Annotated in this window: 20 protein-coding genes and 4 tRNA genes; 20 read left to right on the top strand and 4 right to left on the bottom strand. The window is 66.4% G+C overall.

Translation table 11 applies throughout. From position 1 onward, the window contains the following. The first annotated feature begins 41 nt into the window (after positions 1-41). Positions 42-1,058: a tRNA dihydrouridine(20/20a) synthase DusA gene (dusA, locus tag C0V75_RS08275; RefSeq protein WP_101920409.1), complete on the top strand. Its 1,017-nt coding sequence runs from the start codon at positions 42-44 to the stop codon at positions 1,056-1,058. On the opposite strand, the gene C0V75_RS08270 is transcribed toward dusA, so the two are convergent. Next, the gene (locus C0V75_RS08270) at positions 1,046-2,257 is read right to left on the bottom strand and encodes a multidrug effflux MFS transporter (RefSeq protein WP_101920408.1); all 1,212 of its coding nucleotides are present in this window, start codon (positions 2,255-2,257) and stop codon (positions 1,046-1,048) included. The genes dusA and C0V75_RS08270 overlap by 13 nt on opposite strands. 96 nt (positions 2,258-2,353) lie before the next feature. Here C0V75_RS08270 and C0V75_RS08265 point away from each other — a divergent pair, with 96 nt between their 5' ends. The 13 genes from C0V75_RS08265 to C0V75_RS08205 all read left to right on the top strand — a co-directional run bounded on the left by C0V75_RS08265 (position 2,354) and on the right by C0V75_RS08205 (position 14,101). Then, on the top strand, positions 2,354-3,112 hold the full coding sequence (locus C0V75_RS08265) for a hypothetical protein (RefSeq protein WP_101920770.1): 759 nt from the start codon (positions 2,354-2,356) through the stop codon (positions 3,110-3,112). Positions 3,113-3,177: 65 nt separating this feature from the next. Further along, positions 3,178-3,771 (top strand): DUF1989 domain-containing protein, encoded by a 594-nt coding sequence (locus C0V75_RS08260; RefSeq protein ID WP_216821427.1) that lies wholly within the window; start codon positions 3,178-3,180, stop codon positions 3,769-3,771. Between the two features lie 4 nt (positions 3,772-3,775). Beyond that, positions 3,776-5,398 carry an MBL fold metallo-hydrolase gene (locus C0V75_RS08255; protein ID WP_101920406.1) on the top strand — a complete coding sequence of 541 codons (1,623 nt, stop codon included), beginning with the start codon at positions 3,776-3,778 and terminating at the stop codon, positions 5,396-5,398. Between the two features lie 72 nt (positions 5,399-5,470). Further along, on the top strand, positions 5,471-6,601 hold the full coding sequence (gene tgt / locus C0V75_RS08250; protein WP_101920405.1) for a tRNA guanosine(34) transglycosylase Tgt: 1,131 nt from the start codon (positions 5,471-5,473) through the stop codon (positions 6,599-6,601). A gap of 301 nt (positions 6,602-6,902) precedes the next feature. Beyond that, positions 6,903-9,311, top strand: coding sequence for an endopeptidase La (gene lon / locus C0V75_RS08245; RefSeq protein WP_101920769.1), 2,409 nt, complete (start codon positions 6,903-6,905; stop codon positions 9,309-9,311). A gap of 174 nt (positions 9,312-9,485) precedes the next feature. Further along, positions 9,486-9,992, top strand: a complete 507-nt coding sequence (locus tag C0V75_RS08240) for an HU family DNA-binding protein (RefSeq protein WP_101920404.1) — start codon at positions 9,486-9,488, stop codon at positions 9,990-9,992. A gap of 13 nt (positions 9,993-10,005) precedes the next feature. Further along, positions 10,006-10,080: transfer RNA gene (locus C0V75_RS08235), tRNA-Val, on the top strand. Between the two features lie 112 nt (positions 10,081-10,192). Beyond that, a tRNA-Val gene (locus C0V75_RS08230) sits at positions 10,193-10,268 on the top strand. 63 nt (positions 10,269-10,331) lie between these two features. Next, positions 10,332-11,336 (top strand): phosphotransferase, encoded by a 1,005-nt coding sequence (locus tag C0V75_RS08225; protein WP_158241804.1) that lies wholly within the window; start codon positions 10,332-10,334, stop codon positions 11,334-11,336. Then, entirely contained in the window at positions 11,333-12,640 is a 1,308-nt protein-coding gene (locus C0V75_RS08220; protein ID WP_101920402.1) for an aspartate aminotransferase family protein, read from the top strand. The genes C0V75_RS08225 and C0V75_RS08220 overlap by 4 nt, the downstream gene beginning before the upstream one ends. Before the next feature lie 95 nt (positions 12,641-12,735). After that, complete coding sequence (locus C0V75_RS08215; protein WP_101920401.1) at positions 12,736-13,668, top strand: pirin family protein; 933 nt, start codon at positions 12,736-12,738, stop codon at positions 13,666-13,668. A gap of 252 nt (positions 13,669-13,920) precedes the next feature. Beyond that, a tRNA-Asp gene (locus C0V75_RS08210) sits at positions 13,921-13,997 on the top strand. 27 nt (positions 13,998-14,024) lie between these two features. Then, positions 14,025-14,101 (top strand) — tRNA-Asp (locus C0V75_RS08205). Between the two features lie 206 nt (positions 14,102-14,307). On the opposite strand, the gene C0V75_RS08200 is transcribed toward C0V75_RS08205, so the two are convergent. Further along, a complete protein-coding gene (locus tag C0V75_RS08200) occupies positions 14,308-14,751 on the bottom strand; it encodes a GNAT family N-acetyltransferase (RefSeq protein WP_101920400.1) in 444 nt (147 codons plus the stop codon). Continuing rightward, on the bottom strand, positions 14,748-16,121 hold the full coding sequence (locus C0V75_RS08195; RefSeq protein WP_101920399.1) for a M20/M25/M40 family metallo-hydrolase: 1,374 nt from the start codon (positions 16,119-16,121) through the stop codon (positions 14,748-14,750). Before C0V75_RS08195 ends, C0V75_RS08200 begins: the two co-directional genes overlap by 4 nt. Before the next feature lie 105 nt (positions 16,122-16,226). Here C0V75_RS08195 and C0V75_RS08190 point away from each other — a divergent pair, with 105 nt between their 5' ends. From C0V75_RS08190 to ispG, 4 genes are all read left to right on the top strand, one after another. Beyond that, complete coding sequence (locus C0V75_RS08190) at positions 16,227-16,802, top strand: 5-aminolevulic acid synthase (RefSeq protein ID WP_254216406.1); 576 nt, start codon at positions 16,227-16,229, stop codon at positions 16,800-16,802. 184 nt (positions 16,803-16,986) lie between these two features. Continuing rightward, positions 16,987-18,210: a 5-aminolevulinate synthase gene (gene hemA / locus C0V75_RS08185; RefSeq protein ID WP_101920398.1), complete on the top strand. Its 1,224-nt coding sequence runs from the start codon at positions 16,987-16,989 to the stop codon at positions 18,208-18,210. A 114-nt stretch (positions 18,211-18,324) separates the two neighbouring features. After that, positions 18,325-19,569 carry a helix-turn-helix domain-containing protein gene (locus tag C0V75_RS08180; protein WP_101920397.1) on the top strand — a complete coding sequence of 415 codons (1,245 nt, stop codon included), beginning with the start codon at positions 18,325-18,327 and terminating at the stop codon, positions 19,567-19,569. Positions 19,570-19,681: 112 nt separating this feature from the next. Further along, a complete protein-coding gene (ispG, locus tag C0V75_RS08175; protein ID WP_101920396.1) occupies positions 19,682-20,815 on the top strand; it encodes a flavodoxin-dependent (E)-4-hydroxy-3-methylbut-2-enyl-diphosphate synthase in 1,134 nt (377 codons plus the stop codon). 13 nt (positions 20,816-20,828) lie between these two features. Here the strand turns inward: ispG and C0V75_RS08170 are convergent, their stop codons facing one another. Further along, positions 20,829-21,584: a DsbA family protein gene (locus C0V75_RS08170; RefSeq protein ID WP_101920395.1), complete on the bottom strand. Its 756-nt coding sequence runs from the start codon at positions 21,582-21,584 to the stop codon at positions 20,829-20,831. Between the two features lie 89 nt (positions 21,585-21,673). Here C0V75_RS08170 and C0V75_RS08165 point away from each other — a divergent pair, with 89 nt between their 5' ends. Both C0V75_RS08165 and C0V75_RS08160 read left to right on the top strand, forming a co-directional pair. Further along, the gene (locus C0V75_RS08165; RefSeq protein WP_101920394.1) at positions 21,674-22,828 is read left to right on the top strand and encodes a pyridoxal phosphate-dependent aminotransferase; all 1,155 of its coding nucleotides are present in this window, start codon (positions 21,674-21,676) and stop codon (positions 22,826-22,828) included. Positions 22,829-22,883: 55 nt separating this feature from the next. Continuing rightward, the gene (locus tag C0V75_RS08160) at positions 22,884-24,104 is read left to right on the top strand and encodes an N-acetylmuramoyl-L-alanine amidase (RefSeq protein ID WP_101920393.1); all 1,221 of its coding nucleotides are present in this window, start codon (positions 22,884-22,886) and stop codon (positions 24,102-24,104) included. The last annotated feature ends 3 nt before the right edge of the window (positions 24,105-24,107 follow it).

The raw sequence follows: 24,107 nt of genomic DNA, 5'->3' as shown, positions 1-24,107 counted from the left end.
TGCTAGGGGCGCGCGAGATGGTGGAATCCAGACAGGACGGCATGACAGGCAGCGCCCCCAGCTTGACAGCGGCAGATCGCGTGGCACAGGCCGCGCGCCTTTCGGTTGCGCCCATGATGGACTGGACGGATCGGCATTGCCGGTTCTTCCACCGGCTGATGACGCGCCGCGCCATGCTCTATACCGAGATGGTCACCGCCCCTGCCGTGGTGCATGGCGACCGTGACCGCTTGCTGGGCTATAGCGACGAGGAACACCCCGTCGCCCTGCAACTGGGCGGCTCGGACCCGGCGGAACTGCGGCAGGCCGTGCGGCTGGCGGCCCCCTACGGCTATGACGAGATCAACCTGAATGTCGGCTGCCCGTCGGACCGCGTGCAATCGGGCTGTTTCGGCGCGGTGCTGATGGAACGCCCCGCGCTGGTGGCCGATTGCGTGGCGGCGATGCTGGAGGCCAGCCCCGTGCCGGTGACGGTGAAATGCCGGATCGGGGTCGATGACCAGCGCCCCGAAGAGGTGCTGCCCGACTTCCTTTCCAAGGTTTCATCCGCCGGGGTCAGGCATTTCGTCATACATGCCCGCAAGGCGTGGTTGCAGGGCCTCTCACCGAAGGAGAACCGGGAAATCCCGCCGCTCGACTATCCTCTCGTGCAGCGCATGAAGGCGGAATTTCCGCATCTGACGATCTGCATCAATGGCGGCATCACCAGCCTCGATCAGGCGCGCGATCTGCTGAAGACGGGGCTTGACGGCGTGATGATCGGCCGCGCCGCCTATCACGAACCGGGGCGGGTGCTGATCGGGGCCGATACGCTCTGGGGCGATGGGCCGGGGATAGACGCGGTGGCGGTGGTCCATGCCATGCTGCCTTACATCGACCGCCATCTCGCGGCGGGCGGCAGACTGCATCAGATCACCCGCCACATGCTGGGCCTCTTCCACGGCCAGCCCGGTGCAAGGGGATGGCGGCGGGTGCTGTCGGAAGGTGCGTCCCGCCCCGGTGCGGGTATCCCGCTCGTGGAACAGGCCTTGGCCGAAGTGGCGGTTCAGGCCGCCTGACGCCCCGCCAGCGCCAGCCGCGACAGCAGCAGCGCCAGCACCCCGCACAGCGCGATGGCCGCCAGCATCGGCACCACCGTCCCGTCGAAGAACGGCCCCGTTGCCGCGATCATCACGCCCCCGGCCAGCATTTGCAGCGTCCCGCCCAGCGAGGAGGCCAGACCGGCGATCTCGCCATGCTCCTCCAGCGCCATCACCATGGTCGTGGGGATGATCAGCCCGAGGCAGGCATTGGCCAGGAACAGCCCGCCGATGCAGACGGCCAGCGTGGCCAGACCCAGCAGCCCCAATGCCAGAAGCAGCGCCGTGAACCCGGCAAAGCCCAGCGTTGCCAGCCCGATCACCCGCCGCGCGCCAAAGCGCAGGCCAAGGCCGCCCGCCGCCTGCGAGGCCGCGAAGAAGCCCAGCGCATTCACCGCGAAGGCCAGCGAAAAACCGGTCGGCGACAGGCCGAAGGCCTGCGTATAGACAAAGCTCGCCGAGGCGATGAAGACGAAAAAGCTCGCCATTCCGAAACCGCCGAGGAAGGTCAGCCCCATGAAGACCCGGTCGCCCAGAAGCCGCGCCGCACCGCGCCGCATCGCTGCAAGGTCAAGGCGCTGGCGCTGCTCCGGGCGCAGGGTCTCGGGCTGGGCGAGGGCCAGCATCAGCAGGCTTGCCACCCCCGCGACCAAAAGGGTGGCGAAGATGCCGCGCCAGCCCGTCACCTGCATCAGCCCCGCCCCGGCCAGCGGTGCCAGCATGGGCGAAACCGAAATGACCAGCATCACCGCCGCCATCAGCCGCGTCGCGGCATGGCCGGTATACATGTCGCGGATGATGGCGCGCGGCACCACCATCAGCGCCGCCCCGCCCAGACCCTGCACGAACCGCCCGGCGATCAGCCATTCGATGCTGGGCGCAAAGGTGCAGAGCACCGACCCCGCAAGAAAGATCGCCAGCCCCGCGTAAAGCGGCGGCTTCCGTCCCGCCTGGTCGGCCCAGGGCCCATAGACAAGCTGCGCCAGGCCGAAGGCGATGAAATAGGCGGTGATCGTCGTCTGCATCGCCGGGATGGAGGTGCCAAGCGCCGCCCCGATCTGCGGCATGGCGGGCAGATACATGTCGATGGCAAAGGGGCCGACGCAGGACAGAAGGCCCAGCACAAGGGCCGGGCGCAGGATGCTGTCACCGGTGGCGGAGGCGGAAGGGGCGGACATGACAATGATCCCGATCGAAAAAGAGCCGCAGCGGATACGCCTTTTCCCTGCCCGGGTCCAGTGTCATTCTGATGACGGATGGGGCAGGGGATGGGCATGGCCGATATGACGGATGCGCAAGGCTGGCGGCGGGTGGCAGGGCCGGGCATCGCTGCCTGGGCCGCGGCGGCACGGCCGGTGGCCGAACAAGCCGTCACCAGCAGTGCCGAGGCCTGGCGCTGCGGCGGGACATGGTTCGTGGGCCTTGACGCGCTGCCCAACGGCCCCGACGGGGCCATCGGCGGCGCGGCCTTTCCCTGGGCGGAGCTGGGCCTTTCTCCCGAACCGCTCCACCCGGCGCAGCTTTCCGTCACCCGTCCCGGCTATCCCCGTCAGGGCGAGGAAGAGACCGAGGCCGCCTTCCGCTTCCGCCTCACCCGCGATGCGGCCCATCTCGACGGGCTGCTGCCCGTCGGGCCGCAGAAACGGCGCATGGTCAAGGAACCGCATGGCTGGATCGTCGGGCTGCCGCTGAACCGCGCCGATGCCGATGCGGCACCTCTGGTGGTCTGGGAGGGCAGCCATCGCCTGATCGGCGCGGCGCTGCGGGCGGCCTTCACCGCCAGCGAGGGCGCCCCCGATACGCATGACATCACCGAGGCCTATCAGGCCGCCCGGCGCGAGGTCTTTGACACCTGCCCCCGGATCGAACTGCCCGGTGACCCCGGAACGGCCGTCATCCTGCACCGCCATCTGATCCATGGCGTGGCCCGCTGGCGCGACGGGGCCGAGGCCGATCCGCCGGGGCGGATGATCGCCTATTTCCGCCCGCTGCTGCCCTCCATCGCCGATTGGCTGCGCGAGGATGCCGCCTGACCCGCCGCCAAGGCTTGTTTCCGCGCCCCATCAGGCCCATCCTGCCCGCAATCAGGCGGAGGGCGATGATGGAAACGGTTCCGGCACGGCAGGGGCGGGCGGTGCGGCTCAGGGCCGGTCAGGCGATCCGCATCGTCAACACCCATGGCAGCCAGGTCGTGGATACCTGGGCCTTCAACGCCGCCGACCCGACAGAGGCGATGTCGATGGAACATCTGCATGCCTTCCTCGGCTCCGTCTTCCCCGGACAGGGCGATGCGCTGGTCACCAACCGGCGCCGCCCGATTCTCATTCTGGAAGAAGATACCTCTCCCGGCCGGCATGATACCGTCATTGCCGCCTGCGACCTGCACCGCTACCAGTCGCTCGGCTGCAAGGGCTATCACGACAATTGCACCGACAATCTGCATGCCGCGCTGTCCATGATCGGCTTTCCCTGCCCGCAGGTGCCCGCACCCCTGAACCTCTGGATGAACATTCCCATCAACCCGGACGGCAGCATCACCTGGGGCGAGCCGCTGTCGCGCCCCGGTGACCATGTCATCCTGCGCGCGGTGCTGGACTGCGTGGTGGTCATGTCCACCTGCCCGCAGGACATGATCCCGATCAATGGCCGCGACTGCACCCCCGTCGAGGTGCAGTTCCAGATCCTGGACTAGACCCATGACCCATCCCATCCTTTCCTTCCACGGCGCGGCGCGCGGGGTGACGGGGTCCTGTTTCCGGCTGCACACGGGGCAGGGGACGATCCTCGTCGATTGCGGCATGTTCCAGGGATCGAAGACGGAAAAGGCCCTGAATTACCGCCCCTTTCCCTTCGAGGCCGAACGGATCGACGCCGTCATCCTCACCCATGCCCATATCGACCATTCCGGTCTCTTGCCGAAACTGGTGAAGGACGGCTTTACCGGCCCCATCCATGCCACGGCCGCCACGGTGGACCTCTGCGGCGTCATGCTCCCCGACAGCGCCCATATCCAGGAGACCGAGGTCGAGATGCTCAACCGCCGCACCCGCCGCCGTGGCGGCGAGGAGGTGGTGCCGATCTATGACAGCCAGGATGCCGCCCGCACGCTGGAGCAATTCCGCAGCCATGATCTGGACGAATGGGTGGAGGTTCTGCCCGGTCTCAGGGCGCGGTTCTGGAATGCGGGCCATCTCCTCGGCTCCGCCTCGGTGGAGGTGGAGATCGCCGATCCGCCCCTGCGCGTGCTCTTTTCGGGCGATATAGGGCCGGATACCAAGCTCCTCCAGCCCGATCCCGAAGGGCCGTCGGGGGTGGATTACGTCATCTGCGAAAGCACCTATGGCGATGTGGACCGGATCGACGCCTCGGCCCCCGCCCGCCGCGCCACCCTGCGTGCCGAGGTGACGGCCGCCTGGCGCGAGGATGGCGTCCTCCTGATCCCGACTTTCGCGGTGGAACGGGCGCAGGAACTGATCGCCGATCTCACCACCATGATGATGGCGGGCGACATTCCCTTCTGCCCCATCCATGTGGACAGCCCTCTTGCCGGCAAGGCCACCGCCATCTTCCGCCGCCACGCGGCCGAGCTGGAGAATGGCCGCGCGCTGGTCGCCGGGTTGCAGGATCACCACCTGCGCTTCACCGAGACGGTCGAGCAATCCCGCGCCCTCGCCTCGGCGCGCGGGTTCCACATCATCCTCGCCGCCTCGGGCATGTGCGAGGCGGGACGCATCCGCCACCATTTGAAGAACTGGCTGTGGAAAGAGGAGGCGACACTCCTCCTTGTGGGCTTCCAGGCCGAAGGCACGCTGGGCCGCCTGCTTCAGGACGGGGTGCATGAGGTGCGGATACAGGGCGAGGCCTTCCCGGTGCGCGCCCGCGTCCGCTCCATCGACCTCTATTCCGGCCATGCCGACGGGCCGGAACTGGCCGCCTGGCTGGGGGAACGCCTGCCGATCCGGGCCGGGCTCTTCCTCACGCATGGCGAGGAAGAGGCGATGGCGGGCCTGGCGGCCCGTGTCTCCGGGCTGGTGCAGGCCGAACGGCTTGTGATACCCGCGCTGGACGAGTCGTTCGACCTGACACCCGACGGGGTCATCCGCCGCGCCAGCGAGGTGCCGCCGCGCCTTGCCCCCGATCAGGTGGCGCGGCTGGACTGGCACAACGATGTCTCGCGCCTGATGCTCGATATCGACGATGCCCTGCGCGCCACCCCCGATGACCGCGCGCGCGGCGTGCTGATCCGCCGCCTGCGCCGCGCGCTGGAGGAAGGCGACGGCCTGCCGCCCCCGCGCCCGCCGGGGCGGAGACGGCACTGATCGCTTTGCCTCTTGCCCCCGTGCCCGCCTTTGCGCCATGAGGGGGCGCTTTCGCGGAAAGGGACCCCGATCATGGCGCAGGGCTTCGGCTTCACGCTTCACGCAACGGACGGCGCGGCGCGCACAGGGATCATCCACACCACGCGGGGCGATATCCGCACCCCCGCCTTCATGCCGGTGGGCACCGCCGCCACCGTCAAGGCCATGCTGCCCGACAGTGTCCGCGCCACCGGGGCCGATATCCTGCTGGGCAATACCTATCACCTGATGCTGCGCCCCAGCGCCGAACGCATCGCCCGCCTTGGCGGGTTGCACAAATTCATGAACTGGGATCGCCCCATCCTGACGGACAGCGGCGGGTTTCAGGTCATGTCGCTGGCCTCCCTGCGCAAGCTGACCGAGGAAGGCGTGCGCTTCTCCTCGCATATCGACGGGTCGCGCCACATGCTGACCCCCGAACGCAGCATGGAGATCCAGAAACTCCTCGGCTCCGATATCGTGATGTGCTTTGACGAATGCCCCGCGCTGCCCGCGACGGAGGAAGAGGTGGCGAAATCCATGCGCCTGTCCATGCGATGGGCGCAGCGGTCGCGCGATGCCTTCGGCGACCGTCCCGGTCACGCCCTCTTCGGCATCATGCAGGGCGGCGTCACCCGCGACCTGCGCGAGGAATCCGCCATCGCCCTGCAACAGATCGGCTTTGACGGCTATGCCGTGGGCGGCCTTGCCGTGGGCGAGGGGCAGGAGGCGATGTTCTCCGTCCTCGACTACGCCCCCGGATTCCTGCCCGTGGACAAGCCCCGCTATCTGATGGGCGTGGGCAAGCCTGACGATATCGTGGGTGCGGTGGAACGCGGGATCGACATGATGGATTGCGTCCTCCCCTCCCGCTCCGGCCGCACGGGGCAGGCCTGGACGCGGCGAGGGCAGGTCAACATCAAGAACGCCCGACATCAGGACGACCCGCGCCCGCTGGACGAGACCTGCACCTGTCCCGCCTGCACCGGCTATTCCCGCGCCTATCTGCACCATGTCTTCAAGGCGGGCGAGATGATTTCGGGCATGCTGCTGACATGGCACAACCTGCATTACTATCAGGAACTGATGCAGGGCCTGCGCGATGCCATTGCGAGCCAGCGCCTCGCTGCCTTCGTGGCCGATTTCCACGCCACCCGCGCAGCGGGCGATATTGATCCGCTCTGACCCCGGCTCTGACCGCTCTCACTCAGCCCCGTCACCGCCGCGCTCCTCCTCCTCTGGCGTCTTCTTCTGCGCCGCCATCGCTGACGGCACGATCCATGCAAGCAGGGGCCGCAGGTCGGCCCCCCGTCCGACCAAAGCCCGCTTGCCCCCGCCAGGGGACGGGCGCATCATGGAGGCAAGATGACGTGAAGGCGTGGTTGACTCGCCCCCGGCGCACCACCAGATATGGATGCCGAACAGGGGAAGGCCGAGCGTTGCCGATGACCGGGGCCAGTGCCTTCCTGCCAGACAAGGAAACATGATGAGCGATACTCTCTCCCTCAGCTATCCGGTGCTTCCGCTCCGCGATATCGTGGTTTTCCCGCACATGATCGTCCCGCTTTTCGTCGGGCGCGAAAAATCCGTGCGGGCGCTGGAAGAGGTGATGGCCGATGACAAGCAGATCCTCTTGTCCTCGCAGATCGACCCTTCCGTCGATGATCCGGGCACCGATGCCATCTACCGCGTCGGCGTCCTCGCCAATGTGCTGCAACTCCTGAAACTGCCCGACGGCACCGTGAAGGTGCTGGTCGAAGGCAAGTCGCGGGTGAAGATCACCGAATTCCTGCCCAATGAGCGCTTCTTCGAGGCGCGCGTCGCGGGCCTGTCGGAAACCCCCGGCGATGCCTCTTCGGTCGAGGCGCTGATCCGCGCCGTGGGCGAGGAATTCGAACGCTACGCCAAGATCAAGAAGAACATCCCCGAAGAGGCGCTTGCCGCCGTGGCCGAAACCCGCGAATCCGCCCGTCTGGCGGATCTCGTCGCCGGTCATCTTGGCGTGGATGTCGGGCAGAAGCAGGAGATTCTCGAAACCCTCGACGTGGCTGAACGACTGGAAAAGGTCTATGGCCACATGCAGGGCGAGATGTCGGTTCTTCAGGTCGAGAAAAAGATCAAGTCCCGCGTCAAGACCCAGATGGAAAAGACGCAGCGCGAATATTACCTCAACGAACAGATGAAGGCGATCCAGCGCGAGCTGGGCGATGGCGAAGACGGCCAGAACGAAATCGCCGAACTTGAGGACCGCATCCGCAAGACCGCCTTCTCCAAGGAGGCCCGCGAAAAGGCCGAGGCAGAGCTGAAAAAGCTCAAATCCATGTCGCCCATGTCGGCCGAGGCGACGGTGGTGCGCAACTACCTCGATTGGCTGCTGGGCGTGCCCTGGGGCGTGAAGTCGCGCGTGAAGAAAGACCTCTTCAAGGCGCAGGCCGTGCTCGACAAGGACCATTACGGTCTGGAAAAGGTCAAGGAACGCATCGTCGAATACCTCGCCGTGCAGGCGCGATCGACCAAGCTGCGCGGGCCCATCCTCTGCCTCGTCGGCCCTCCGGGCGTCGGCAAGACCTCGCTGGGGCGGTCGGTCGCAAAGGCCACGGGGCGGGAATTCATCCGCATCAGCCTTGGCGGCGTGCGGGACGAATCCGAAATCCGGGGCCACCGCCGCACCTATATCGGCTCCATGCCCGGCAAGATCATCCAGGCGCTGAAGAAGGCCAAGACGACCAACCCGCTCATCCTTCTGGATGAGATCGACAAGATGGGTCAGGACTTCCGCGGCGACCCTGCCTCGGCCATGCTCGAAGTGCTGGATCCCGAACAGAACGCGACCTTCGTGGACCACTATCTCGAAGTGGAATACGACCTGTCCAACGTGATGTTCATCACCACGGCGAACTCCTACAACATGCCGGGGCCGCTTCTGGACCGGATGGAGATCATCTCGCTGGCGGGCTATACCGAGGATGAAAAGCGCGAGATTGCCAAGCAGCACCTGATCCCCAAGCAGATCGAAGGCCACGGCCTGCGCAAGGGCGAATTCAAGGTGACCGACACCGCCCTGACCGAGGTGATCCGCACCTATACCCGCGAGGCCGGGGTGCGGAACCTGGAGCGCGAGATTGCCAAGCTCGCCCGGAAGGCGGTGACAGAGATCGTCAAGAAACAGGGCAAGGCCGTCGAGGTGACGCCCGAAAAGCTTGAAGATTATCTGGGCGTGAAACGCTTCCGCTATGGTCTGGCCGAGACGGAAGATCAGGTCGGCGTCGTCACCGGCCTTGCCTGGACGTCGGTCGGCGGCGACCTTTTGTCGATCGAGGCGCTCAAGCTGCCCGGCAAGGGGCGGATGAAGACGACGGGCAAGCTCGGCGACGTGATGAAGGAATCGATCGAGGCGGCGGCCTCCTACGTCCGCTCCATCAGCCCGGAGCTTGGGGTGAAACCCCCGAAATTCGAGGCGATCGACATCCATGTCCACGTCCCCGAAGGCGCCACGCCGAAGGACGGCCCCTCGGCCGGTCTGGCGATGGTGACCTCCATCGTCTCGGTCCTGACGGGAATCCCGGTCAGGAAGGACATCGCCATGACGGGCGAGGTCACGCTGCGCGGCAACGCGCTGGCCATCGGCGGGTTGAAGGAAAAGCTGCTCGCGGCGCTGCGCGGGGGCATCAAGACCGTGCTGATCCCGGAAGAGAACGCCAAGGACCTGCCCGAGATCCCGGAAAACGTGCGCGAAGGCCTGACCATCATCCCGGTCAGCCATGTGAAGGAGGTGCTGCACCACGCCCTCGTCCGCGCGCCGGAACCGGTGGAATGGGACGAAGCGGCGGAAGAGGCGGCCGCCAAGGCCGCCAAGGCCGCTGCCGATGCCGCCCCGTCGCAAGTGGCGCATTGATCCGCAGGATGGGCAGTATTGCCCATCCTACCCACCAAAGCTGTAAAGGGCGGGCCGCAAGGCCCGCCCTTTCTCCATCCGCCCCCATCGTCACGGTGGCATTGCCGCGCCAACCCGGCTAACCTGCCCGCACCGGCCACCCGCGCCGCACACAGCAACAGGGCAGTTCCGTTCATGGCCACCAGTACCGCCAAGAAGACCACCACCCCCAAATCCGCCACCCCCAAAGCCGAGGCGGCGAAGACGGCTGCCAAGGCCGCCCCCAAAGCGGCCCCCAAGTCGGTTGCGAAGGCCGCGATCAGCGCGCCCAAGATCGCCGTCCCGGCGGTTCCCGCCGCCGCCGCCCCGCCCGAGGCCGATATCGCCGTGATCGAGAAGGCCGCCAAGGTCGCCGGTCCGCAGCTCAAGAAGAAAGACCTCGTCGCCCGCGTCGTGGCCGCCCTTGACGGGCGCAAGAAGGGCCAGGTCAAGGACATCGTCGAAGCCACGCTGGCCGCCCTTGGCGAGGCGCTGGCCAAGGGCGAGTCGCTCAACCTCCCGCCCTTCGGCCGCGCCCGGATCGCCCGGCAGAAAGGCGAAGGCAAGACTTCCGCCATGACGGTGAAACTGCGCGGCGCGGGCGAGAAAAATGCCCCCAAGGCCCCGAAACAGGCCCTTGCGGAGGCAGGAGAAGACGACTAAACACCCCGCCATCGGGCGATTAGCTCAGCGGTAGAGCGCTTCGTTCACATCGAAGATGTCAGCGGTTCAAATCCGTTATCGCCCACCATTCTTCCTGAAAAGGCGTCGCTGTTGCGGCGCCTTTTCGCTTTCGGCACCCCGTCCCAGCCCGCCTTTCCCCTTGCCGCCCGCCCGTGCCTTGGGCTAAACGCAGCCCGCGCGGGTGGTTAGCTCAGTTGGTAGAGCGTCTCGCTTACACCGAGAATGTCGGGGGTTCGAGTCCCTCACCACCCACCAGCCGCCTCTTCCCTTTTCCCCTCCGCCCGGATGATACTGCCACCACTCCGCGCAGGCAGATCCATGTCCGACACCCCCCTTGGCCCGCTTCTCGACAGCCGCCCCCCGGCGCTGGCGGTGCAGGCCGTGGCGGGTCTCGTCGCCACCCATTGGGGGCTGACCGGACCGCTCACCCCGCTCACCTCGGAACGCGATCTGAACCACCGGCTTGACGCGCCGGAAGGCCGTTTCGTGGTCAAGATCGCCAACCGCGCCGAACCCCATGCCATGACGCGGATGCAATCCCGCGCCCTGCGCCATGCCGCCGCCGCCGATCCCGGCCTGCCCATCCCCCGCGTCATCGCCACGCGGGACGGGGCGGATGACGTGGTCCTGCCCTCGGGCGAACTCCTCCGCCTGCTGACCTGGGTCGAGGGCGCGCCGCTGGCGGTGCTGCCCGCCCATCGCGCCCGCGCCTCCGCTGTGGCCGGCCTTGGCGCCCGGCTTGCCCGCGCCCTGCGCGGCTTTGCCGATCCCGCCGCCGACCATGACCTGCAATGGGACATCAAGCATGCCCTGCGCCTGCGCCCGCTTCTGCCCCATATCACCGATCCCTGGCTGCACGACCTCGCCAGTGCCACGCTTGATGCCTTCGAGGCGCAGGTGACCCCCGTCCTGCCCGCCCTGCGCTGGCAGGTCATTCATGGCGACCTGAACCCCCACAACCTTCTGGGCGATCCCGCCGCGCCCGACCGCGTCACCGGCATCCTCGATTTCGGCGACATGGTGCGCACGCCGCTCCTCTGCGATCTGGCCATCGCCGCCGCCTATCAGATCGATCCGGAGGATGGCCCCGCCAGCCTCGCCGCCTTTGCCGAGGCCTGGCATGCCGTCGACCCGCTCACCGATCAGGAGGCGAGGCTCCTGCCGGTCATGGTCGCCGCCCGCATGGTGACCACCCTCGCCATCACCAGCTTTCGCGCCGCCCGCTACCCCGAGAACGCCGCCTATATCCTGCGCAACTTCCCCTCCGCCGCTGCGGGGCTGACCGCGCTCGCCTCCCATCCCAAGCTCAAGGCCCGCCCATGACCCGCGATCCCATGCCCAATGCCTTCATCCCCGGTCAGGGCGCGCTCGGCCCGGTCGAGGCCGCGATGGTGGACCGCCGCCAGAGGCTCCTTGGCCCGGCCTACCGGCTCTTCTACGAAACGCCGGTCCATCTGGTGCGGGGGCAGGGGGTCTGGCTCTACGATCCCGAAGGCAATGCCTATCTCGACACCTATAACAACGTGGCAAGCGTCGGCCACGCCCATCCCCGCGTGGTGGCTGCCATGGCCGAACAGGCCGCCACGCTGGCCACCCATACCCGCTATCTGCATGACGGCGTGCTGGCCTATGCCGAACGGCTGCTGGCGCATTTCCCCGCGCCCCTGTCGCATGTCATGTTCACCTGCACCGGGTCCGAGGCGAATGACCTCGCCCTCCGCCTCGCCCGCGCGGCGACGGGCGGGACGGGCGTCATCGTCACCCACAACGCCTATCACGGCGTCACGGCCAGCGTGGCCGAATGTTCCCCCTCCCTCGGCCCCGGCGTGCCGCTCGGCCCCCATGTCCGCGCCATTCCCGCCCCCGATGCGCGGCAGGGCGACCCCGCCGCCCTCTTCGCCGCCCATGTGCAGGCGGCCATCGACGATCTTCTCCGCCATGGCATCCGGCCCGCCCTGCTGATGGTGGATACGGTCTTTTCCTCCGACGGCCTTTTCACCGATCCGCCCGGCTTCCTCGCCCCGGCCGCCGCCGCCATCCGCGCCGCGGGCGGCCTCTTTCTCGCCGATGAGGTGCAGCCCGGCTTCGGCCGCACCGGCGCGGCCATGTGGGGCTTTGCCCGCCACGGCGTGATCCCCGACATGGTGTCGCTGGGCAAGCCGATGGGCAATGGCTACCCCGTCGCCGGTCTGGTGATCCGCCCCGAGGTGATTGCCGAATTCGGCAGCAAGGCGCGCTATTTCAACACTTTCGGCGGCAATGCCGTCGCCGCCGCCACCGCCATGGCCGTGCTGTCGGTGATCGAGGATGAGGGGCTGTTGCAGAACGCCGCCCGCACCGGCGCGATGTTCCGCGCAGGGCTCGAAAGCCTCGCCCGCGACCATGAGGCCCTTGGAGATATCCGCGCCGCCGGCCTGTTCCTCGCCGCCGATATCGTGACCGACGGCCGCCCCGACCGCGACCGTGCCGCCCGCCTTGTGAATGCCCTGCGCGAGGCGCGCATCCTCATTTCCGCCACCGGTCCGCTCGGCCATACGCTCAAGATCCGGCCGCCCCTCGTCTTCACCGAAGACAACGCCGTCCTCTTCCTCGACCGGCTCGCCACGATCCTCAAGCGCGGGCTCTAGCCTGTGCCTCACCGCACAGACCCCGCGCGCCCCCAAGGGATGACGCAGCGGCGCACAGCACCTATCCTTGGGACCAGCAACCTCCGGAGGCCGCCATGAGCTGGAACCCCGCCCTCGACCCCACCATTCCCATCGGCGATGCCGTCGATGCGATCGAGGCCGTCATCGTGCCCCGCGCCCGCGATCTTGGCGGGTTCGAGGTGCGCCGCGCGCTCCCTTCGGCACAGCGGCAGATGGTCGGTCCCTTCATCTTCTTCGATCAGATGGGTCCTGCGGAATTCCTGACAGGGCAGGGGATCGACGTCCGCCCCCACCCGCATATTGGCCTCGCCACCGTCACCTATCTGCTCAAGGGCCGGATGCATCACCGCGACAGCCTCGGCACCGATCAATGGATCGAACCGGGCGCGGTGAACCTGATGCTGGCAGGCCATGGCATCACCCATTCCGAACGCACCGATGGCGAGATGCGGGCACAGCCCCATGCCATGTTCGGCCTGCAAACCTGGCTCGCCCTGCCCAAGAAGAACGAGGATGACCCTGCCGCCTTCCTCCACGCCCCCGCCACGCTCCTGCCGGAACTGGAAGGCGAGGGGAAGCAGGTCCGCCTCATCCTCGGCCATGCCTGGGGCGAGAAGGTGCCGGTAGAGACGCCCTCCGAAGTCTTCTATGCCGATGCCACCCTGGCGGCCGGCGCGGCGATCCCGCTGCCCGACGATCACGAAGATCGTGGCATCTATATCCTGTCGGGCGAGGTGACAGTGGGCGGCCAGACCTTCCCGGCAGGCCAGATGCTGGTCTTCCGCCCCGGCGACCGGGTTTCGGTCAGGGCCGGTGAGAGCGGCGCGCGGATCATGCTTCTGGGCGGGGCCACGATGGATGGCCCGCGCCATATCTGGTGGAACTTCGTCGCCTCCAGCAAGGAACGGATCGAGGCCGCGAAAGAGGCATGGCGCGCGGGCGACTGGGCGCATGGCCGCTTTCGACTGCCGCCGGGGGATGACGCGGAATTCATTCCGGCGCCCTAGGCGGTTTCTGACGCAAAAACCGCGGCGGAATTTGACGCAAATTCCGCCTGTTAGGCGGGGCGCTTCGGCTTTACGGGCTGCATGTCCCTCGCCCCACCTTTCCAACCGATTTTTGCGTGCAAAAATCGCCGCGAAATCTGCGTCAGATTTCGCCCGCCCAACTTCCCCCGGAAATTTCCCCAATCCTCGCTTGACGCCGCCCGCGCCCTTCCGTAATACCCCCACACGTTCGGAAAGCCGGGCGGTGGACACGCGGTTGTAGCTCAGTCGGTTAGAGTACCGGCCTGTCACGCCGGGGGTCGCGGGTTCGAGCCCCGTCAACCGCGCCACCGCCCGCTTCCCCGAATGTGACCAGCGCGGTTGTAGCTCAGTCGGTTAGAGTACCGGCCTGTCACGCCGGGGGTCGCGGGTTCGAGCCCCGTCAACCGCGCCAATTCTCCACGATGCCAGAGAAACGGACCGGGCAGGCCAACAGTCCCGCAGGCCTGAGTCGTGCTGGGGCCGCGGGTTTGGTTAACCCCCAAGACAGCGTGCGCTGCGTGGCCACAGTTTGCGGCACAGAAGACGGCACAGGATCCGGCACAGCCGATTTCGGCCAAATATCCGAAAAGGCGAAGGATTAACCCGCCGCGCGCCGGATCACAGCGTCATGCGATACCGCACATGCCCATCCGCCTTGACGAACCGGTCATAAAGCCGCCGCGCCACCGCGTTTTCCTCATCCGTATGCCAATAGAGCCGCTGCCATCCCTTGGCCTTTGCCAGCTTTATCAGGTCGTTCAACAGCCGCTTGCCGATCTTCTTCCCCCGCGCCTCGGGCGCAAGGAACAGGTCCTCCAGATAGCAGTCCTCGCCCAGAACCCAGGTCGAAGGGTGGTGCAGATGGATGGCAAAGCCCACCATCTGCCCGCCATCGAAGGCCAGCCGCGCCTTCACCGGGCTGGCCGGGTCCATCAGCCGCGCCCAGGTCGCCGCCGTCACCTCGGGGGCCAGAACAACCTCATAGAAATCAAGGTATTGGTCCCAAAGGCCGCGCCAACCCGCCTCATCCGCCGGGCCCGCGTCGCGGATCACGACAGTCATGCCAGCCTCGCCAGAACCCGCGCCCAGGACCGGATTCCCTTGTGGAAACAGTCGAGGTCGTATTTCTCGTTCGGGCTGTGGATCTGATCGTCATCCCGGCCGAACCCGATCAGCATCGCATCCATCCCCAGGACCGTCTTGAAATACCCCGCAATCGGGATCGACCCGCCGGACCCCACAAAGGCCGCCGCGCGCCCCCATTCGTCGGTCAAGGCCTGCCGCGCCGCCTCGAAGGCCGGATCACCGATCTCCATCACGCTGGCGGGTGACCCTTCGATCCCGTCATGCCAGATGATCTCGCAATCCGCGGGGATCTGCGCCTCGGCCCATTTGCGGAAGGATTTCAACACCTTCTCCGGGTCCTGCCGCGACACCAGACGGAAGCTCACCTTCGCATGGGCCTCCGAGGGCAGCACCGTCTTGAACCCCGCGCCGGTATAGCCGCCCCAGATGCCATTCACCTCGGCCGTGGGCCGCGACCAGATCATCTCCAGCGGTGTGCGGTCCACTTCCCCCGCGGGCAGAGACAGCCCCACATCCCCCAGATATTTCGCATGGTCAAAGGCCAGCGCCTGCCATTGCTGCCGCAAGGCATCCGGCAGTTCGGCCACATCGTCATAGAATCCGGGCACTTGCACGCGCCCCTCTGCATCATGCAGCCCGGACAGAAGCCGCGTCAGAACATGGATCGGGTTCCGCGCCAGCCCGCCATACATCCCCGAATGCAGGTCGCGCGATGCCGCCCGCACCGTGAATTCCGCCTTGCACAGCCCCCGCAGCATGGTGGTGATCGCCGGCACCGCATCCTCGAACAGCCCCGTGTCGCAGATCAGCGCAAGGTCCGCCCGCAGCTCCCCGGCATTCTCCTGCATGAAGGGGATCAGCGAGGGCGATCCCGATTCCTCCTCCCCCTCCAGAAAGATCGTCAGCTTGCAGGGCAGGGAGCCATGCACCGCCTTCCAGGCCCGGCAGGCCTCAAGGAAGGTCATCAACTGCCCCTTGTCATCCGACGATCCGCGCGCCCGGATCACCTTGCCCTTCGCCGTCTCCTCGATCGCGGGATCGAACGGATCGCGCGCCCAAAGCTCCAGCGGATCAACGGGTTGCACATCGTAATGCCCGTAGAACAGCAGATGCCGCCCGCCCGCGCCGCCATGCGCCACAACCATCGGATGGCCCGGTGTGGGGCGGCTGGCGGCGTCGAAGCCCAGCGACTTCAGATCCTCCACCAGCCAATCCGCCGCCTTCGCACAATCGCCCCTGTAGGCCGGATCGGTGGAGATGGAGGGGATGCGCAACAGCGCCATCAGCCGGTCCAGCGCTTCGGGCAGATCCTTGTCGATGCGGGCCAGAACGGCGTCCAGGCTCATGCGGCTGTCTCCTCTTTGTGATACGGCGCCGACCCTATCAGCACTTCTGCCCCTGTCCAGACCCGCCCGTCCGCGCTAGAACAACGCCCCGACGAGTGTTCGACCATGATCACGGAGACAGATGCCATGTTTCGCCCGGCCCCTGCCGCCTGCCTTGCCCTTCTCCTTTCCGCCGCGCCCCTTGCCGCGCAGACCGTAACGGCAGAAGACGCGGCGGCCATGCTCTACCCGCCCAAGGTGGCCGAAGTGGTGATCACCGAAGGCGCCTTGCCGAAGGATCAGGCGAAGATGCTCGCCATGGTGGCCAAGGATCAGCCCTATTATGCCGCCATCGCCATCTCCCCCGAAGAGGGGCTGATGTCCGAGGCGACGATGGCGGCGGCCAATCACCACACGATCGAGGCGGCCAGCGCGGTGGCACTCTCGCAATGCAACGCCAAGAAGACCGGCGCGGCGGAATGCGTCATCGTCGCCACGGTCCGCCCCGAAGGCTGGGAGGTGCGGCCGCTTCAGCTTTCTTCCTCCGCGACCGAGGATTTCGTGGCAAATCAAGGCGCTGCCCTGGCCCTTTCGGCCGCGACGGGGGCCTGGGGCATCGGCCCGTCGCCCGATGAGGCCATCGCCGCCTGCGCCGCCAAGCAGGAGGCCGCGACGGATTGTGCGGTTGCCATCGCCGAATGACTGCGGCATCACGCCCGAGGAACGGCCCTTAAACCGGGCGCTAATTGATGCATATCAAGGTCGGCAATCGACTTTCGTCGAAAAACTTGGCGGACCATTGCCTGAACAAGTTCTCGCGGCGATCCGTATAGATTGCCAGAGGACGGCGCACTGAAGACGGCAGGGACGCCGGATAGGAGACGCGATGAATTACGAAGCTGCGCTGGATGCCAGCCTGCAACGCCTGCATGACGAAGGCCGCTATCGGACCTTCATCGACATCGTGCGCAAGCAGGGCCATTTCCCGCAGGCCATCTGGCGCCGTCCCGACGGGACGGAGCGCGACATCACCGTCTGGTGCGGCAACGATTATCTCGGCATGGGCCAGCACCCCGAGGTTCTCGCCGCCATGCATGAGGCGCTGGATGCCACGGGCGCAGGCTCGGGCGGCACGCGCAACATTTCCGGCACCACGATCTATCACAAGCAGCTTGAGGCCGAACTGGCCGATCTGCACGGCAAGGAGGCGGCGCTGGTCTTCTCTTCGGCCTATATCGCCAATGACGCCACGCTTTCCACGCTGCGCCTGCTGTTTCCGGGCCTCATCATCTATTCCGACGCGCTCAACCACGCCTCGATGATCGAAGGCGTCCGTCGCGGCGGCGGGGCCAAGCGCATCTTCCGTCACAACGATGTGGCCCATCTGCGCGAATTGCTGGCCGCCGATGATCCGGCGGCACCCAAGCTGATTGCCTTCGAGTCGATCTATTCGATGGATGGCGATTTTGGCCCGATCAAGGACATCTGCGATCTGGCGGAAGAGTTCAACGCGCTGACCTATATCGACGAGGTCCATGCCGTGGGCATGTATGGCCCGCGCGGGGCTGGGGTGGCGGAACGCGATGGCCAGATGCACCGCATCGACATCATCAACGCCACACTGGCCAAGGCCTATGGCGTCTTCGGCGGCTATATCGCGGCCAGCGCCAAGATGGTGGATGCCATCCGCTCCTATGCGCCCGGCTTCATCTTCACCACCTCGCTGCCACCGGCGGTTGCGGCAGGGGCCGCGGCTTCGGTTCGAATTCTGAAAACCGCGCAACATCTGCGCGACGCCCAGCAGACCCATGCCCGCATCCTGAAGATGCGGCTCAAGGGTCTGGGTCTGCCGATCATCGACCATGGCAGCCACATCGTTCCGGTGCATGTCGGCGACCCGGTGCATTGCAAGATGCTGTCGGACATGCTGCTTGAAAACTATGGGATTTATGTCCAGCCGATCAATTTCCCGACGGTCCCGCGCGGGACGGAACGGCTCCGCTTCACGCCCTCTCCGGTGCATGATGCAAGGCAGATCGACCATCTGGTCAAGGCGATGGATGCACTTTGGAGGCATTGTGCGCTGAATCGTGCCGAGGTGTCCGCTTAACCCTTTCCGCACATGCAGAATCGCTTGCCCCGTGTTAAGTTATCCTCAATAGGAAGAATGATGAGTCGTGTGTTCCGCGACTTTCGAAGCTGGGGCAGTGATGGGGCAGTTTGCATGATCGGGCGGAGGTCGAAACCTTCGACGCCAGAGGTCGACAAGCCCAAGGGTTTTGACGATTTCGAACTGCGCCTCGGGGATCTGATGCGCGGTGAACGCGCGACTCTGGGCAAGTCCCTGCTCGACGTGCAGCGCGAACTCAAGATCAAGGCCACATACATCGCCGCCATCGAGAATGCCGATGTCTCGGCCTTCGAAACCCAGGGCTTCGTCGCGGGCTATGTCCGCTCCTATGCCCGCTATCTGGGGATGGACCCGGACTGGGCCTTCCAGAAGTTCTGCAACGAGGCGAATTTCACCGTCGCCCATGGCATGAGCGCGGCCGCCTCTTCCTCCACCATCACGGCCAAGCGCAGCACGATGGATTTCGGTGACCCGCTCGCCAATCCGAACGCGACCTTCGTGCCGCGCACCGAAAGCCTCTTCTCCCGCATCGAACCCGGCGCCGTCGGTTCCGTGATGGTCCTTGCGGCCTTGATCGGCGCCATCGGCTATGGCGGCTGGTCCGTGCTTCAGGAAGTGCAGCGCGTGCAACTCGCGCCGGTGGATCAGGCCCCCGCCGTGGTGGCCGAGATTGATCCGCTCGCCGGTGTGCAGCCTGTCGCCCCCATCGTGGCGCAGGCCCCCGAAGCTGTGCAGGCGCCCACCGATACCGCGCTGGCCGAGGCAGAGGCATCCGCCCAGCCCGATCTGATGGACCGCCTCTATCGCCCGCAGGCGCTGGATGTGCCGGTGCTCACCTCGCGCGACGGGCCGATTGCGGCCATCGACCCGCGCGAAACCGGCACGCTCGCCGTGCCGGGGGCAGAGCGCGAAATCGCCTCCGCCGTGGATTCCGCCGTGGCCGAGGCGCTGGGAACCGGCGTTCAGGTCGTTGCCGATGCCGCGCCCCAGCTTGAGATTCTGGCCGTCCGCCCGTCCTGGGTGCGGGTGCAGTCGGCCGATGGCACGGTGCTTTTCGAAAAGATTCTCGACGCGGGCGAACGCTATGCCGTGCCGCAGCTTGAAGAACCGCCGGTGCTGCGCGCGGGCAATTCAGGTTCCGTTTACTTTGCCGTGAACGGCCGGACCTATGGCCCCGCCGCGCCCGGTGCTTCGGTCGTCAAGAATGTGGCGCTTTCGGCAGAGTCTCTCTCGCAAACCTTTGCCGAGGCTGATCTTTCCGTCGATGCCGACCTCGCGAAATTCGTGAATGTCGCGCAGGCCACCCCGGCCGCCGCGCCGTCTCAGGCCGTGGACTGACTGTCAGCTTTTCCTTACAATCCGGCATAACAGCGCCGGGCCGTGGTTGCCCCTGCCCGTCCTTGTGTTTATCTCTGTGGCACGGTCGCGCCCAGAAACAGGAACACTCTTCATGTCGCTGAACCATGTCCGCCCCTGGCGCAACATCTATCGCCGCAAGTCGCGCCAGATCAGGGTCGGCAAGGTGCTGGTGGGTGGCGACGCCCCGATCAGCGTGCAGACCATGACCAATACGCTGACCACCGATATCGCCGCGACCATCGAACAGATCCAGCGCGCCGCCATCGCCGGGGCCGATATCGTCCGCGTCTCCACCCCCGATGAAGACAGCACTCGCGCCCTGAAGGAAATCGTTGCCGAAAGCCCGGTCCCCATCGTGGCTGACATCCATTTCCACTACAAACGCGCCATCGAGGCCGCCGAGGCGGGCGCCGCCTGCCTGCGCATCAACCCGGGCAATATCGGCGATGCCCGCCGGGTGAAGGAAGTGGTCAAGGCCGCCAAGGACCATGGCTGTTCCATCCGTATCGGCGTCAATGCCGGGTCTCTGGAACGGCATCTTCTTGAAAAATATGGGGAACCCTGTCCCGATGCGATGGTGGAATCCGGCATGGATCACATCAAGCTCTTGCAGGACAACGACTTCCACGAATTCAAGATCAGCGTGAAGGCCTCTGACGTCTTCCTCGCCGCCGCCGCCTATCAGCAACTCGCCGAGGCGACCGATGCCCCCATCCATCTGGGCATCACCGAGGCCGGGGGCCTGATGTCCGGCACGGTGAAATCCGCCATCGGCCTTGGCAACCTGCTCTGGATGGGAATCGGCGACACGATCCGCGTGTCCCTCTCCGCCGATCCGGTGGAAGAGGTGAAGGTGGGGTTCGAGATCCTGAAATCCCTCGGCCTGCGCCATCGCGGCGTGACCATCATCTCCTGCCCCTCCTGCGCGCGGCAGGGCTTCGACGTGATCAAGACAGTCTCGGCGCTGGAGGATCGGCTGGCCCATGTCACCACCTCGCTCTCGCTGTCGATCATCGGCTGCGTGGTGAATGGCCCGGGCGAGGCGCTGATGACGGATATCGGCTTCACCGGCGGTGGGGCGGGCTCCGGCATGGTCTATCTGGCGGGCAAGCAGAGCCACAAGCTCTCGAACGAACAGATGATCGACCACATCGTCGAACTGGTGGAGAAGAAGGCGGCCGAGATCGAGGCCGCCGAGAAAGCCGCCGCCGAGGCTGCGGAATAGGGCAGGGGGGCGATCAGCCCTCCTTGGCCTGGCGCTGTTCCGCCACGATCTGCTGCATCGCCTCCAGCGGCACATAGCCCCGCACCATCGTCCCGCCCACGACAAAGGTCGGCGTCCCGCTGATCTCCATCGTCTGGGCCAGGCGGTGGTTGTCCTCGATGACCTTCGTCACCTCATCGGAACTCATCCGCTCCAGAATCGGCTGCGACTCCAGACCCATCTCTTCGGCGATCCGCGCCAGCGCCTCGGGCGTCGCGTCAGACCGCATCGACAGAAGGGCGTCATGCGCCGTCTTGTAGGCCTCGCCGCCATGCAGTTGCAGCACCGCAATGGCAAAGCGCGACGACAGGACCGATTCCTCGCCCAGGATCGGGAATTCCTTCAGGACAAAGCGGATATTGCCGTCCGCTGCCACCAGCTCATCCACCTCCTGCCAGGCCTTGCGGCAATAGCCGCAGCGATAGTCGATGAACTCCACCACCGTGATGTCGCCTTCGGGGTTGCCGCCCACCCAGGAGGCCGGATCGTTGAAGATCGCGTCGGATTGTTCGCCCAGCATCTGCCGGTCCCGCTCCGCCGCGGCAACCTGTTCGCGCCTCTCCAGCTCGTTCATCGCCTCAAGCAGCACTTCCGGATTCTCCAGAAGATAGGCCCGCACCTCGGCCTGGAACGCCTCCCGCTCGGCCGCCGTCATTTCGGCAGCGGCTGGCAGGGCGGCCGCACAGCTCAGGGTCGCGGCGAGGGCGGTTCCGGCAAGAAGGCGGCGCATGGAAAGCTCCGTTGATGGCCTGCAAGGCATTGGCTTGACCTCCGTGGCCAGAGGCGACAGAGCATGGGTGACACCATACGGGGGCGGGGATGCGGAATTCAAGGCGCGGACAGGTCGATCCCTTCATCGTGATGGATGTGGTCGAGGCGGCGCGCAGGCTGGAAGCCGCCGGTCGGTCGATCATCCATATGGAGGTGGGCCAGCCCGGCACCCCCGCCCCGGCCCTTGCCCGCAAGGCGCTGGCCCAGGCGATGGAGGGGGACGCGCTCGGCTATACCGTCGCCCTCGGCCTGCCCGCGCTGCGCAAGGGAATCGCCGCGCTCTATCACCGCTGGTATGGCATCGACCTGAATCCCGACCGGGTCATCGTGACCTCCGGCTCCTCCGGGGCCTTCCTTCTGGCCTTCACCGCACTTTTCGATGCGGGCGACCGGGTCGGTCTGGGCGAACCCGGCTATCCCAGCTATCGCCAGATCCTGCGCGCCCTATCGCTGGAACCGGTCGGCCTTCCCACGTCCGAGGCGAACCGCCTGCAACCCGTCCCCGCCGATCTGGAGGGGCACGATCTGCAAGGCCTGATCGTCGCCTCGCCGGGCAATCCATCGGGCACCATGCTGTCGCGCGATCATCTGGCGGCGCTGATGCAGGCTGCGCAGGCGCGGGGCATCGCCTTCATCTCGGACGAGATCTATCACGGCCTGCATTATGGCGATCCTGCCGTCTCTTCACTGGAAGTGTCGGATGAGGCCTATGTCATCAACTCCTTCTCCAAATACTTCTCGATGACCGGCTGGCGCATCGGCTGGATGGTGGTCCCCGAGGCGCATATCCGCACCGTGGAACGTCTGGCGCAGAACCTCTTCATCTGCCCGCCCCATGCCAGCCAGATCGCCGCCCTCGCCGCACTGGAGGCGACCGAGGAACTGGAGGCCAACCGCGCCGTCTATGCCGAAAACCGCCGCCTCATGCTGGAGGGGCTGCCCAAGGCGGGTTTCACCCGCATCGCGCCTCCCGACGGGGCCTTCTACATCTATGCCGATGTCTCGGACCTGACCGATGACAGCCTCGCCTTCGCGGCCGAATTGCTGGAACAGGCCGGGGTGGCGGTGACCCCCGGCCTCGATTTCGATCCGCGGCGCGGCGCTCGCACCTTGCGCTTTTCCTATGCCCGCGCCACGGCGGATATCGTCGAAGGTCTGCGGCGCCTTGCAATCCATATGGCGGCCCGCCCCACCAAAGGGTGAGTTTACAAGCCCCGATCAACCCATGATATTCGGCCCATCGGCAGCAGGAGGGGTGATGCGCGCGTTTCTCGTGGCCTTGGTGATGATCCTCTGCGGCCTGATCGCGCCTGCCCCCGCGCAGGAACTTTCGGCGCTGGCCCGGCTCGATCCCGCCGCCTCTTCCATCCAGGATCGCGGCGAAGAGGTCGAAATCTCTCTCACCCTCAGCCAACCGGTGCCATGGCGCCTGCGGCTTGCCGACAATCCGCGCCGACTGATCCTCGATTTCCGCGAGGTGGACTGGACGGGCATCCGCGACATGCCGGTATCCAGCATCCGCATCGCGGATGTTCGGGCGGGCAGCTTCCGCCCCGGCTGGTCGCGTCTTGTCCTGCCGCTCAAGGCGCCGCTCACCGTGCAAAGCGCCGCGATGGACACGGCTGCCGAGGCCGGCCAATCCGCGACCATCCGCCTCCGGCTGGTTCCCGCGACGCTGGTGGATTTCGCCCAGCAGGCCAATCAGCCCGAACCCCCCGAATGGGCCTTGCCCGAACCTGCCGACCTGCCGCCGCCGACAGGGCGGGGCGAAGGGCCGATCATCGTCGTCCTTGATCCGGGCCATGGCGGCATCGACCCGGGCGCCGAACGCGATGGCCATACCGAGGCCGAACTGATGCTGACCTTCGCCCGCGAATTGAAGGAACTGCTGGTCCGCGACGGCGGGTTCCGCGTGGTCATGACGCGCGAGGAGGATGTTTTCGTCCCTCTCGAAACGCGCATTTCCATCGCCCGCGCCGCCGGGGCGCATGTCTTCCTGTCGCTCCATGCCGATGCCCTGGCCGAGGGAGAGGCGGTCGGCGCCACGATCTACACCCTCGCCGATGAAGCCAGCGACGAGGCCGCCCGCGCCCTGGCCGAACGGCATGACCGCGACGATCTGCTCGCGGGCATCGACCTGACGGAACAGGATGATCTGGTGGCCACCGTCCTGATGGACATGGCGCGCACCGAAACCCAGCCGCGCACCGATCGGCTGGCTTTGAAACTGCGCGAATCCATCTCGGGCTCGGGGTTGAAGATGCATCGCCATCCGATCCAGCAGGCGGGGTTCTCGGTCCTTAAATCGCCCGATATCCCCTCGATCCTGCTGGAACTCGGCTTTCTCTCCTCTGCCTCCGATCTCGAACGCCTGATCGACGGGGAATGGCGCGCCAAGATGGCGCTGGCCATCCGCGATGCCCTTCACGCCTGGGCGGCCGAGGATGCGGCCATCGCCGATCTGCGCAAGGCCAACTGATCC

The sequence above is a fragment of the Tabrizicola sp. TH137 genome, assembly GCF_002855575.1.
Classification (GTDB): domain Bacteria; phylum Pseudomonadota; class Alphaproteobacteria; order Rhodobacterales; family Rhodobacteraceae; genus Paragemmobacter.
This window is presented reverse-complemented; position numbering and strand designations above follow the sequence as displayed.